General features: G+C 71.7%; 12 protein-coding genes. 2 read left to right on the top strand and 10 right to left on the bottom strand.

The features are described from left to right. Window positions 1-25 precede the first annotated feature (25 nt). Window positions 26-826, top strand: coding sequence for an AraC family transcriptional regulator (locus FXF51_RS25895; RefSeq protein ID WP_148437270.1), 801 nt, complete (start codon window positions 26-28; stop codon window positions 824-826). Between the two features lie 1,036 nt (window positions 827-1,862). On the opposite strand, the gene FXF51_RS25890 is transcribed toward FXF51_RS25895, so the two are convergent. The 10 genes from FXF51_RS25890 to FXF51_RS25845 all read right to left on the bottom strand — a co-directional run bounded on the left by FXF51_RS25890 (window position 1,863) and on the right by FXF51_RS25845 (window position 10,926). Beyond that, complete coding sequence (locus FXF51_RS25890) at window positions 1,863-2,393, bottom strand: RICIN domain-containing protein (protein ID WP_148437269.1); 531 nt, start codon at window positions 2,391-2,393, stop codon at window positions 1,863-1,865. Between the two features lie 696 nt (window positions 2,394-3,089). Then, a complete protein-coding gene (locus FXF51_RS25885) occupies window positions 3,090-3,815 on the bottom strand; it encodes a hypothetical protein (RefSeq protein ID WP_148437268.1) in 726 nt (241 codons plus the stop codon). A 534-nt stretch (window positions 3,816-4,349) separates the two neighbouring features. Further along, the gene (locus tag FXF51_RS25880) at window positions 4,350-4,544 is read right to left on the bottom strand and encodes a hypothetical protein (protein WP_148437267.1); all 195 of its coding nucleotides are present in this window, start codon (window positions 4,542-4,544) and stop codon (window positions 4,350-4,352) included. A 274-nt stretch (window positions 4,545-4,818) separates the two neighbouring features. Further along, window positions 4,819-6,006 (bottom strand): carboxylesterase family protein, encoded by a 1,188-nt coding sequence (locus tag FXF51_RS25875; RefSeq protein ID WP_148437266.1) that lies wholly within the window; start codon window positions 6,004-6,006, stop codon window positions 4,819-4,821. Continuing rightward, window positions 6,003-6,986 carry an amidohydrolase family protein gene (locus FXF51_RS25870; protein WP_148437265.1) on the bottom strand — a complete coding sequence of 328 codons (984 nt, stop codon included), beginning with the start codon at window positions 6,984-6,986 and terminating at the stop codon, window positions 6,003-6,005. The genes FXF51_RS25875 and FXF51_RS25870 overlap by 4 nt, the downstream gene beginning before the upstream one ends. Further along, window positions 6,983-7,525, bottom strand: a complete 543-nt coding sequence (locus tag FXF51_RS25865) for a 3-hydroxyanthranilate 3,4-dioxygenase (RefSeq protein ID WP_148437264.1) — start codon at window positions 7,523-7,525, stop codon at window positions 6,983-6,985. Before FXF51_RS25865 ends, FXF51_RS25870 begins: the two co-directional genes overlap by 4 nt. After that, entirely contained in the window at window positions 7,522-7,950 is a 429-nt protein-coding gene (locus FXF51_RS25860; protein WP_148437263.1) for a RidA family protein, read from the bottom strand. The genes FXF51_RS25865 and FXF51_RS25860 overlap by 4 nt, the downstream gene beginning before the upstream one ends. Then, complete coding sequence (locus FXF51_RS25855; protein ID WP_222871457.1) at window positions 7,947-8,684, bottom strand: 2-keto-4-pentenoate hydratase; 738 nt, start codon at window positions 8,682-8,684, stop codon at window positions 7,947-7,949. The genes FXF51_RS25860 and FXF51_RS25855 overlap by 4 nt, the downstream gene beginning before the upstream one ends. Next, on the bottom strand, window positions 8,681-9,484 hold the full coding sequence (locus FXF51_RS25850) for a 2-keto-4-pentenoate hydratase (protein WP_316247640.1): 804 nt from the start codon (window positions 9,482-9,484) through the stop codon (window positions 8,681-8,683). Before FXF51_RS25850 ends, FXF51_RS25855 begins: the two co-directional genes overlap by 4 nt. A gap of 8 nt (window positions 9,485-9,492) precedes the next feature. After that, entirely contained in the window at window positions 9,493-10,926 is a 1,434-nt protein-coding gene (locus FXF51_RS25845) for a 2-hydroxymuconic semialdehyde dehydrogenase (RefSeq protein WP_148437262.1), read from the bottom strand. A gap of 173 nt (window positions 10,927-11,099) precedes the next feature. Here FXF51_RS25845 and FXF51_RS25840 point away from each other — a divergent pair, with 173 nt between their 5' ends. Further along, complete coding sequence (locus tag FXF51_RS25840; RefSeq protein ID WP_148437261.1) at window positions 11,100-12,404, top strand: MFS transporter; 1,305 nt, start codon at window positions 11,100-11,102, stop codon at window positions 12,402-12,404. The last annotated feature ends 4 nt before the right edge of the window (window positions 12,405-12,408 follow it).

The raw sequence follows: 12,408 nt of genomic DNA, 5'->3' as shown, positions 1-12,408 counted from the left end.
GTCGGTTGGGCTGCCGGGAGTCAGCATGGCCGGGTTCCGCCACCGCGCCCCGGCCTCGGTGGACATCTCCATGGTCGCGTACCCGTCCGTCACCCTGCTCGTCGATCTGAGCGAGGGAGCCGGCGTCGCCTACGAAACCCATGGCCGGCACGAGCACGGCAGTGTCGTCGTCGGGCTCCTGCCCGGCGACCTCCGGGCGACCGGCCGGGGAGCCGGCGAGCTGCTCCAGATCCGGCTGGAGCCGGTCGCGGCGGCCACGTTGTTCGGCGCATCGGCCGAGCTCAGCGGGACGGTGGCAGCCCTCGAGGACGTCTGGGGCCGCGACGCCGGGCAGGCCGAGGACAGGCTGCGCGCCGCCGCGTCGTGGGACGAACGCTTCGCGATCGCGGCGGACATCCTGGGCCGGCGGCTGGGCGCCCACCCGCCGGTCGACCCCGAGGTCGCCCACGCCTGGCGGCGGACGTTCGGCGGGCGGGGGCGGGTGCGGGTCGACGGCCTGGCGGACGAGGTCGGCTGGAGCCGCAAGCGCCTGTGGTCCCGCTTCCGGGCCCAGCTCGGCATCACGCCCAAACGCGCCGCCCGGCTGGTGCGCTTCGACCACGCCGCCCATCTGATCGCGGCGGGTCACGCCGCCGCCCGCGTCGCCGCCGAGAGCGGCTACGTCGACCAGTCCCACCTGCACCGGGAGGTTGCGACGTTCGCCGGGCTCACGCCCGCGGCCCTGGCCGTCGCGCCGTGGCTCGCGGTCGACGACGTTGCGTGGCCGGCTTCATCACCGGCCCAGCGCCCGGCGAAGGATGGCGAACGCATCCCCGATCTTCGTTGAACAGCTTGCGTCCACGATGGGGCTGCCACGCGGCGCGCAGGTGGAGAGGCCCGCCGCACCCGCCTGGCCTGTTTGGCCGGGATCCTGGCCGGACAGGCCAGGCGTCACCGAGGATCACCTCGATGCATCCACGGACGACGCGCCCTGGCGGCGCGGATCCGTCAGGTGCCGGGGTTCGGGCGCTTCGTGCCCGAACCAGTCATTCGGGACGTGTACGACGCCGCCGCAGGCCTCGCCGACTCGACCATCGCTGCGGGCATGTCGCCGCGGGACTCACCTTCAGCCCTCGATGTATCCCCAAGAGCCGGGCAGGCAACCGCGAAGTTCTAGGCGGTACCAGCTGTAAAGCCCGGTGAGAACGGGGCGCTACGCTCCGATGAAACGCTCTTCCCGAACTACCGCGTCGTTTCTGATGTCCCGCACTCGGTAGAGGCAGGGAGTCACGTTGCTGGTCAGAAGATTGAGCACCACATTGCCGCCCAACGCTTGAACAGCGGCCGTGGTGCAGTTGCGGGAATGCCGACAGTACAGTTCGACGAGGCCATGGCTCCGGCGTCACGGACGGTTGCCGCGTCGCTTGCTCGGGCCTGACCGGCTCCCACACTGATCATCACCGCCGTTGCGAGCGCCGGCGAATCTCCAGCATCAGTGCGTGGCCGTCAGAGGAGAAGCGTCTTTCGGCCTCCCCCGAGACGCTGGTCGGCAGGCAGCTCGCCCGCCTGTTCCGCTCCGTCGCCGACATCCTCGCCCTGCGCCCAGTGCTCATCCGCCGCGGCCTCCACCCGCGCGTCGAATCCGGGCTGCTGTCCGGGATCGACCTGGCCAGCGACGACCCCGGCACCAGATGATGGTCTCCGTCCTGGCCGCTGTCCTGAAGTTCCAGCGCGACATGATTGCTCGCCGAGCGACCAGATGGCCGGCCGTTCGTCGCCGTGCTGGTCCGTCCGGTGATCGATGACGGCTTGGCCTCGGCGATGAACGCGGGTGGCGACCGGCGCCCCGGACCGATGGGGTCCGGGGCGCTCTTACGACACGGTCAACGCGGCACCCGCTGCAGTCTCCACTGCTGGTTGGGCGCTCTGTCGCAAGGGAAGATGGCGATGTCGGTGCCGCTGCTGCCGCCTGAAATTCCCATGCACTTGCCGATGGCGGCGAGGTTCTGGAGCGCGAAGAACTCGGTTCCGCCGCCGAAGGGCACGGCGCTCCAGTCCTGGGTTCCGCTGCCGGACGGATTGGCCAGGAAGACTCGCGTACCGCTGTGGGTGTCGTTGTAGACGGTGCCGATGTTCTTCTTGGAGTCGTTGTGCTCGAAGGTGACGTAGCCCCGGTCCGGGACCGTGTTGAAGTAGCGGTTGCCGCCGCCGTTGCCGTAAAGGCGGAGCCACGTTCCATCAGCCCCTAGGTACTTGCCGTTGGCGTTGATGAGGTAGAACGGCCCGTCCAGGAACATGCCCTGCGATGACGCAGCATGTGCCGTGGTGGGCGTGACGGCCGCGCCTCCCAGGCCGAGCAGCACGGCAGCGCCGATCGCGGCGGCTCGGGACAGCTTTACTGGGGACGGCTTCATGTTCTGATTCCTCTCTGCGGATCAGGCTTCGCTGCTGTTGTGTCGGTCGACTGGATGACGATCAGTTGATCGGCGCCTCTGTTCGCTATGGCGTGGAGTTGCTTCGGCCTTAACGTTCATGCGCTGCTACGTGGCGGTGCCAGGCAGGCCTTATCCGCCGGACGTGGTGCCCGTTGCACTCGCAACGCTCGTCGCGGGTCCCAGCATCGGCGCACGACCGTCGCACGGTAAGAGTGTTTCGGCGTCTGCCGAAAGACGCAGGTCCAGGGCTTCTTCGGACGGCCAGGCATGCGCAACGCACCCACGCCACGGCGGCGAGCTGGCCGAGGTCGGGGTCGACGACCACGTCCTGCACCCTGGTGGCCGGATCGGCGGTGTTGACCAAGGCGTAGATGGCCGGCCCGGTGTAGGTGAGCTGGAAGAGGGAGGACTTGCAGCCGGGGCAGACCGGCTGCCGGCGTCCGGTGGGTAGCCGCTCGCCTGTGGCCTTCTCCTGCGTGTGCCGCTGCTGAGCGGCGTCTTGCTCATCCAGGTGGCGCTGCCACACCGCGGCCGCCTCGAACGGCAGCAGAACGGCCTGTCCGCCGGGTCAGGGTGACCGGTTCGCCGCCGCCAGCTTGTCAGTTCTGGAGCCCGGGGTAGCAACCACGGCCCCGCCTACACCGGGCACGGGCTGGTCGCGCTGGGCGAGGCTGTCTATAGGAGGCCGAGCAGTCGTACCCGGTGCAGGAGATGCTCGGGTGCGCCGTGGGCGCGCAGGCGCTCGGGGGCGTGCTCGACCAGCCAGGCGGTCAGCGTGGCCCTCATGGTCAGGGCGACCTGTTCGTCGTGCCAGGTGTCCCAGGGTAGGTCGTCCTGCAGCAGGTCGTGCTCCCAGTAGGCCACGGCTTCGGTCAGTCGTTGGTCGGCGAGAGGGTCGTGCAGCGTCTGCCAGATGGCGAGCCAGGGGTCGAGGGTGGCGGAGGACTCGGAGCATGCCTCGAGCACCTCGTGGGCAGGGACGGCCGCGTCGGGGCTGGTGAGGCTGGAGACCCACCACGCGGTCAGGAATCTGTGGACCGCGTCGGTCTGCTCCGCGGGCCAGTGCTGCCAGTCGGCGCGGGTGAGTGAGCGGCCGACGTCCACCATGCCGATCATGGGCAGTACCTGGCCGGTGACGAGGGCGGAGGCGAGCTGCGGCAGGATGCGGCGCAGCACCGATGCGTTGTCGTCCCAGTCGGAGGTCCACCAGGTGCGGCGCAGGAGGTCGGGGTGCAGTTCCACGCCCGCCGTCTTGAGCAGGGCGAGTTCTTCGGCGCTGCCCCAGTGGCACTCGCAGTTGTGCTCGTCGGGGTGGGCGGTCATGTCGCCGAAGACGGTGGTCAGGTCGTCGAGAGCAGTGTCGAGGCGGTGGCGTGCGGACGTCTGATCGGGGTCGGTCATGGGTTGGCCTCGCAGGACTCCGGGAACTCGCGTCCGCCGAAGATCGCTACTTTACCGGGCGTGGGCGTTTGTTACGGCATCTGAGCTTTCTGGGCGCCACCCTCAGTCACCGGGATCAGCATCTGGCACCGTCGCGGTGACCGGCGGCGTGATGGGCCGCTACTTGGTGGAGGGCTGATGGCCTGCGCGTCGAGCCAGTGGAACTGACCGCGGGCAGCCCGCGCTGGCTGTTCGCCAGGACGCGGGAGCTGCACGCCCGGCTGGGCGAGGTCTGGTACGAGGTGCGTCGCTGCTGCCCTACGGCACCTTGATCTCGTAGACGTACTCCAGGCGTTCGCCCGCTTGCACGAGACATGTCGGCGGAGTGTTCAACCGTCGGCGTGTGCTCCTTCTCACCAAAGGGCGGGATTCGTCTGCCTTCTGGTGCGCGGGGCGCGCACCGGCACGGCGGCGCCCTGTTGTTCCGGCAGCACGTCGTGACCGCGACCGGGCCTGCGAAGGATGTGCGCCGGCTCGAGCGGGTGACCGGCCGCATCATCCGTCGCGAGCCTCGGTGCAGTGGGTGGCCACGCGCACGGGCCGTACGCCGAGCGGGTGGGCGAGGCGCGGATCGGCGAGGGTGCCGATGCCGGGCAGCAGCGACGAAAGGGCGGAGGCGGCGGTGATCTCAGGGACCTGGGCGGTCGTATGGCGGTGCCTGAAGGCGTGCATGCCGTCGCGCAGGGTCACGTCCTGGACGTGGAGACTCGTCGTGCGGCCATCCTCGCCGCGACCCGTAGCGCCGCCGACGTCATGATGTCGAGATTGCCGGCATGGGCTGTAAGGGCGATCAAGGCGACGATCTCGGGAGACGGCGGTCACGATCGGCCCGGTGGCCTGGCCGCCGCAAGTCACCATGTTGACGTCGGGTCCGGCGGCGGGGATCGATGTCGGCCATCGCGGCGGCCTCCAGCGTTTCAGATCACCTTGATCCAGGTCGGATGTGGGCCGACCTCGGCTCTGCTCATTCCTCCTCCCCACCACGGCAGAACCGGGCGAACTCGTCGCCCATGGACCGTGCCATCGCCACCACCTCCGGCCCGGCCCCCGTGAGACAGGTGCCGTGGGTGCCGAAGTAGAGGGGCACATCCACGAGGTGGCACGCCCCCAGCGCGACCCCGCCGTGGCTCATCGGCGAGCGGTGCCGGCAGAGCAGGTGCCGGGCGGGAGCGCGGTGGGCGGTGACGATCTCGTCGGCGGGGCCGCCGAAGATCTCCTGGGTGTCCAGGCCGTCCTGTCCGATGGCGGTGAACAGCTGGGTCTCCTCCGCGGTCGTCGTCACCAGGAGCGGCACCTGGGCGGCGGCGCCCGTGCGAATGGCGTCCATGGGGTGGACGGCCAGCAGGTCGCCGTCCACGACGGGCGCCACGGGCAGCAGCCCGCCGGCCGCGCCACAGGCACCCACGGCGGCGGCCTCGGCGGCCAGCAGGTCCGCGAGCGGCACCCGCGCGGGGTCCCGGCCGCCGAGCGCCGCGACGGCCGCCCCCGTCCACGCGCGGGCCTGGTCGTGGGTGTGGAAGCCGTACGGGACGGGGCTCATCGCCGCGGCCCTGGCGAACAGGCCGGGGGCGCAGGTCATGAGGGCCAGGACGCAGGTGCCGCCCGCGGAGTGGCCGGCCAGGGTGACCCGGGCTGGGTCGCCGCCGAAGGCCGCCACATTGCCGCGTACCCATTCCAGGGCGGCGATCTGGTCGCGCAGGGCCAGGTTGGCGGGTGCGCCGTCGCCGTACCAGAGGCCGGGCAGGCCGAGCCGGTAGTTGACGGTGACCACGACGAGGCCGTGGTCGCGGGCGAGGGCGGTGCCGTCGTACATGGCCTGGGCTCCGGAGCCGAACACGAACGCGCCGCCGTGCAGGAACACCAGCACCGGCCGGCTGCCCTCGCAGGAGGGGGTCCAGACGTTGAGGTACAGGCAGTCCTCGCCGGAGGTGGCGGGGTCGAGCTCCAGGCCCGGCACCCAGGCCATGCGGCCGGGCCGCTGCGGCGCGGGCGGGCCGGGCGCGACGGCGTCCCGCACGCCGTCCCAGGGCAGGGCGGGCTCCGGCGCGGCCAGGCGCCGGGCGGGCGCGGCGTACCGCACGCCCTTGAACGCCGTCACCCCACCGGCGGTGAGGCCGCGCAACGTGCCCAGCGGTGTGCGGGCGAGCGTCATCGGGCGAGCCCGAGGAAGGCCGCGGCGTTGCCGCCGAGGACGGCGGCGCGGGCGGCGTCGTCCAGCTCGGGGCAGGCCCGCACGACCGCGCCCGGCTCCAGCTCACCCAGCGGGAACGGGAAGTCGGTGCCCAGCATCACCCGCTCGGCCCCCATCACCTCCACCAGCAGCCGCAGGGCACGCGGGTCGAACACGGCCGAGTCGACGAAGAACCGGTCGGTGTACGCCGACGGCGGCCGGGGCGAGTGCGCGCGGACGAGGTCGCGGTTGTGCCAGGCGTTGTCGGCCCGTCCGAGCAGGAAGGCGAAGCTGCCCCCGCCGTGGCAGAAGCACAGCCGCAACGAGCGCGGCAGCCGCTCGAACGCTCCGGAGAGCATCAGCGACAGGATGCCCAGCTGCGTCTCGGCCGCCATGCCGACCAGCCACGGCAGCATGTGGCCTGACATGCGGTCGGCGCCCAGCATGTCCCAGGGGTGCACGAGCACCGGCATGTCCTGCTCGGCGCAGTGCGTGAGGAACTCGACGATGTCCGGGTCGTCCAGGTTGCGCGGGCCGACGTGGTTGCCGATGTGCACGCCGCGGTGCCCGGCGGCCTTGGCCTCGGTGACGGTCCTGGCGGCCAGGCCCGCGTCCTGCAACGGCACCTGGCACAGCGGCAGCAGCCGGTCGGGGGCCTGCGCGCAGTAGGCCAGGATGCGGTCGTTGACCATGGCGCACCACTCGGCCGCGCGGGCCGCGTCGGCGGCGTAGCCGAACAGCAGCGGTGTCGAGGAGACCGCCTGCACGTCCACGCCGGTCCTGTCCATGGCGGCCACGCGGGCCCCGGCGTCCCACAGCTCGGGCGTGACGGGGCGGTAGTCGTCCTCGCCGCTCATCATCATGCCGTCGCGCAGCCAGGGCTCGCCGGCTCCGGCGAGCGTCCTGGCCTCCTCGCGGGAGATCCGCGGGAAGACGTGCGTGTGGACGTCGATCACCGTCACCGGACCACCGGCCGCAGCTCGTCGGGCCAGTCCTTGCCGGGGTGCTCGGCGCCGCAGTGCGGGCAGGTGCGGTCGCCCTCGTGGAAGGCGCGGAAGACGGGCGGCAGGTCGTCCACGATCGACTCGAGCTGCACCTCGGCCCGGTGGACGAGCCGGTGGCAGTTCACGCAGTACCACTCGAAGGCGTCCAGGTGGCCCTGCGGCCTGGCGAACTCGACGACCAGGCCGATCGAGCCGGGCACCGGCCGCTGCGGCGAGTGCCGGACGTGCGGCGGCAGCAGGAAGACGTCGCCCTCCCTGATCTGGACGTCCACTGGCGGCTTGCCCTCCTCCTCCATCACCCGCAGCACCATGCCGCCCTTGAGCTGGTAGAAGAACTCCTCGATGGGGTCGTCGTGGAAGTCGGTGCGCTGGTTGGGGCCGCCCACGACGGTGACCATGAGGTCGGCGTCCTTCCAGATCTGCGCGTTGCCGACCGGCGGCTTGAGCAGATCCTGGTGCTCGTCGATCCACGCCTGGAGGTTGAAGGGGGGCATCATGGCCGGCTCCTTTGCGGTAGGTGGGCGATGCAGGAGATCTCGATGAGCAGGTGCGGGTGCGGGAGCTGGTGGACGGCGACCGTGGTGCGGGCGGGGCCGCTCTCGTCGAAGAACTCGCCGTAGACCTCGTTGTAGCCGCCGAAGTCGTTCATGTTGACCAGGTACGTGGTCACGCTGACCACGTCGGCCAGGCTTCCTCCGGCGGCGGCGAGCAGGTCGGCGACGTTCTCGATGACGGCCCTGGTCTGCTCGCGGATGTCGAGGCTGGTGGTGCCCAGCTCGTCCGCGGCGGCCCCGGCGAAGCTGCCGTCGGGGCGGCGCGAGCTGGTGCCGGAGACGAACACGAACTCACCCGCCCGCCTGACGTGCGGGAACCGGCCACGGGGGCGGGCTTTGCCCTCGACCAGCAGAGCGTCGTTCGTCATCGGGTGGTCACCTCCACGTGGCCGAGCCCGGCCGCGGCGATGCGTACGTGCGCCCCGGCGGGCAGCGGGACGGCGGCGGTGGCCGCGCCCGCGAGCACGACCCAGCCGGGCTGCAGCTCGATGCCTGCGGCGGAGGCCAGCCGGGCGGCGGCGGTCAGGGAGCGGAGCGGGTCGCCGAGGATGGCGGCCGACGAGCCGCTCGCCACGGCGCGGCCGTCGATCTCCATGACCAGGCCGAGGTTGGCGACGTCGCGCGGGCGGTGCCAGGGGCCGTGGCCGAAGCCGCTGGCCGAGGCGTTGTCGGCGATGACGTCGGCCAGGGTGAAGCTGAAGCCCTCGTAGCGGGAGTCGAGCACCTCGTAGCCGACGGCGACGCCGCCGACGGCCGCCGCGGCGTCGGCCGGGGTGCGGACGGGCCGCTCCAGCAGGAACGCGATCTCCGGCTCGATCCGCGGGTGGATGAGCCCGGCGATGTCGAGGTCGTGCTGGACGAGCATGGCGTCGGTGAGCAGGCCCCAGATGACGTCGTCCACGCCCATCTGCACCATCTTGGCGCGGCTGGTGAAGCCCATCTTGACGCCGATGATCCGCTCGCCGCGGGCCAGCCGCCGCTCGACGGTGGCGCGTTGCACCTGGTAGGCGGCGGGCACGTCGAGGTCGGCCGTGTCGGTCAGCCGCGGGATGGCGCGGCCCGCCAGGGTGGCCTCGTCCAGGAGTTCGGCCAGCGCGTTCACGGGGTTCCCCCTTCCGCGGCGGCGAAGGCCGCGCGTACGTCTCCGAGCCCGTCGATGCGGGCCTCCAGCACATCACCGGGCCGTACCGGGACGACAGGTCCGAGCGCCCCGGTCAGCACCGTGTCGCCGGCCCGGAGCGGCTGCCCGAGCGCGGCGAGCGTGTCGGCCAGCCAGACGGCGGCGTGCAGCGGGTGGCCGAGGCAGGCCGAGCCGATGCCGGTCGAGACCTGTTCGCCGCGCCGCTCGATGACCATCCCGGCCATCCGCAGGTCCACCTCGCGCAGGAGGACGGGGCGGGTGCCGAGCACGTACAGGCCGGAGGAGGCGTTGTCGGCGACGGTGTCGGCCAGCGTGATGTCCCAGTCGCGGATGCGGCTGCCGACCACCTCGACGGCGGGCAGCGCGAACGCGGTCGCGGCGATCACGTCGGCGACGGTGTGCCGCTCGTGCGGCAGGTCGCGCTCCAGCACGAGGGCGACCTCGGCCTCGGCGCGCGGCTGGAGCACGGCTCCGGCGGGGATCTCCGCGCCGTCGGGCACGGCCATGTCGGCGAACAACGCGCCGAAGTCGGGCGAGCCGACGCCGAGCTGCTCCTGCACGGCCCTGCTGGTCAGGCCGATCTTGCGGCCGGTGAGCCGCCGGCCCTCGCCGAGCCACCGCTCGGTGAGCAGGCCCTGCACGGCGTAGGCGGCCTCCAGGCCGTCGACCAGGTCACGGACCGGCTCGCACGGCCGGCCTGACGCGTACGCGGCCAGCAGCCGCGCGGCGGCGGCGCGATGGTCGTCTGTCACGGAAGTCACGGGGGTCCTCAAATCTTGACGCACACGTTCACGGGCTCGGAGAAGAAGTCGAGCGAGTACTCGCCGCCCTCGCGGCCGATGCCGGAGGCCTTGACGCCGCCGAAGGGGGTGCGCAGGTCGCGCAGGTTCCAGCAGTTCACCCAGACGATCCCGGCCTCGATGCGGGGCGCGACGCGGTGGGCGCGCGACAGGTCCATGGTCCAGACCGTGGCGGCCAGCCCGTACGGGCTGTCGTTGGCCAGGCGGACGGCCTCGTCCTCCTCATCGAACGGCGCCACGTGGCAGATCGGCCCGAAGACCTCCTCACGCACGGTCCGCGCGCTCTGCGGCAGCCCCGTGATGACGGTCGGCTCGACGTGGTAGCCGCCGTCGCGCTCGTCGCCGAACTCCGGGACACCGCCCCCGGCCAGCACCGTCGCGCCCTCCTCGACCGCCAGCCGGTAGTACGACAGCACCTTGTCGCGGTGCTCGGCGGAGATCATCGGCCCGTAGTCGCGCAGCGCGGCGGCCCGCTCGGCGAGCGCGCTCACGAACGCGTCGAAGACCGGCCGCTGCACGTAGACGCGCTCGGTGCACAGGCAGATCTGGCCCGAGTGGGTGAAGCTGGAGCGCAGCGTGCCCTCGACGGCCTCCTCCAGGTCGGCGTCGGCGAAGACGAGGGCGGCGTTCTTGCCGCCCAGTTCGAACGAGACCGGGGTGACGTGCGCGGCGGCGTTGCGCATGATGGCGCTGCCCGTGGCGGACGCGCCGGTGAAGGCGATCGCGTCCACGCCCGGGTGCGCGGTCAGGTGCTCCCCCGCCGCGCCGGCGCCGTGGCCGTGCACGAGGTTGAACGCGCCCGCCGGCAGCCCCGCGGCGTCGATCACCTCGGCCAGCAGGGTCGCGGTCGAGGGGGTCTCCTCCGACGGCTTGGCGACGACGGCGTTGCCCGCGGCGAGCGCGGGCGCGACCTTCCAGGTGAGCAGGAGCAGCGGCAGGTTCCACGGCGAGATGACGGCGACCACGCCGAGGGGGCGGCGCACGGTGTAGTTCAGCGCGTGGCCGCTGCCGCTCCAGCCGGGGACGTGGGTCGGGTAGGCGCGTTCGGGGCGGCCGTAGGCGAGGTCGGCGTAGGCGCGGAAGTTGGCGGCGGCGCGCGGGATGTCCACCGTCGCGGCCAGCTCGCGCGGCTTGCCGGTGTCGGCTACCTCGGCGGCGACGAACTCCTCGAATCTGGCCTCGATGCCGTCGGCGATCCGGCGCAGGTACGAGCACCGCTCCTCGGTGCTCGTCCGGCCCCAGGCGCCGTCCATCGCGGCGCGGGCGGCGCGCACCGCCTCGTCCACCGTCTCGCGTGGGGCCTCGGGTACGGCGGCGATCTGGCGTCCGTCGGCGGGTGAGCGGAGCGGGAAGGGCGTCCCCGCCGTCGTGAAGACGCCGTTGACGTAGTGCGCGGGCTTCATGACGGCCATTGTGGTGATCGTCCGCCATAACAGTCCAATACCTAAATCAGGGCGGGCCATCTCCGCTTTGTTATATATCCGTCCTGCTATATCTGGGGCGCATATAGGTATTCGTCCTGGCATACCACCTGCGTGCATCCTCGTCCCTACCCCCATCGGAAGGCACAGGTGTGATGGACACAGACCGCCGCCAGGCCGCCCGCCGCGTCTCGCGGGCGGCCTTCATCGGCACCGCCATCGAGTGGTACGACTTCTTCCTGTACGGCACGGCCGCCGCCCTCGTTTTCAACAAGCAGTTCTTCCCGGCCATGGATCCGGTCGCCGGCTCCATCGCCTCCTTCGGCACCATGACCGTCGGGTTCCTCGCCAGGCCGCTCGGCGGCATCGTGTTCGGCCATTTCGGCGACCGGATCGGGCGGCGCAACACGCTCGTGGTGTCGCTGCTCATCATGGGGATCGGCACCACGCTGATCGGCGTGCTGCCGACGTACGACACGCTCGGCGTGTGGGCGGCCGTCCTGCTCGTGGTGATGCGCATCGCCCAGGGCATCGGGCTCGGCGGCGAGCTGGGCGGCGCGGTGGTCCTGACGATGGAGCACGCGCCGAAGGGCCGGCGCGGCCTGTACGGGGCGTTCCCGATGATGGGCACCCCGGCGGGCATGCTCTGCGCCAACGCCGTCTTCCTCGGCACCTCGTCCCTGCTGGGCGAGGAGAGCTTCATGGCATGGGGCTGGCGGGTGCCGTTCCTGCTCAGCATCGTGCTCGTGGTGGTGGGCCTGTACCTGCGGCTGCGCATCGAGGAGAGCCCCGACTACGCCGACCTCGTGGAGCGCCGCAAGCCGGTGAAACTGCCGATCGCGGTGGTGCTGCGCGAACACTGGCGCGAGGTGGTGCACACCATCGGGGTGATCATCGGCAACAGCGCCCTGGCCTACATCTTCATGGTCTACATCCTCGGCTACGGCGAGTCCGCGGCGGGCCTGTCGCGCACGTTCCTGCTGACCTGCGTGATCGGCGGCGCCGCCGTCTGGCTGGTGACCGCGCCGCTCTGGGCGCACCTCGGAGACCGGCTGGGCCTGCGGGCCGTCTTCACCTGGGGCTCGGTGGTGCTCCTGGCGGGCGCGCTGGCCATCCTGCCGGTCGTCAACACCGGCAACCCCGTGCTCATCGCGGTGTTCATGCTGGTGATGGGCGCCGTGCTGGCCATGACGCACGCCCCTCAGGGGACGCTGACCGCGAGCTTCTTCCCGGTGGCGATCCGGTACTCGGGCACGTCGGTGGCCTACCAGCTCGCGTCCCTGCTGGGCGGCGGGATCACGCCGCTGGTGGCCGCGTCGTTGTTCGCCTCGACCGGGACGTCCTTGTCGATCACTGCCTACCTGGCCGTGGTGTCGGCCATCAGTCTGGTCGCGGCCCTGGTGATCCCGCGCAACGACGCCGAACGTCTCGGGGATCGCCCGGCCGTCATAGCAAAATAGAGCG

It is taken from the genome of Nonomuraea sp. PA05 (genome assembly GCF_008086045.1).
Lineage (GTDB): Bacteria > Actinomycetota > Actinomycetes > Streptosporangiales > Streptosporangiaceae > Nonomuraea > Nonomuraea monospora.
Note: the sequence above shows the minus strand (reverse complement) of the source record. Positions and strands in the feature narration are given on the sequence as shown.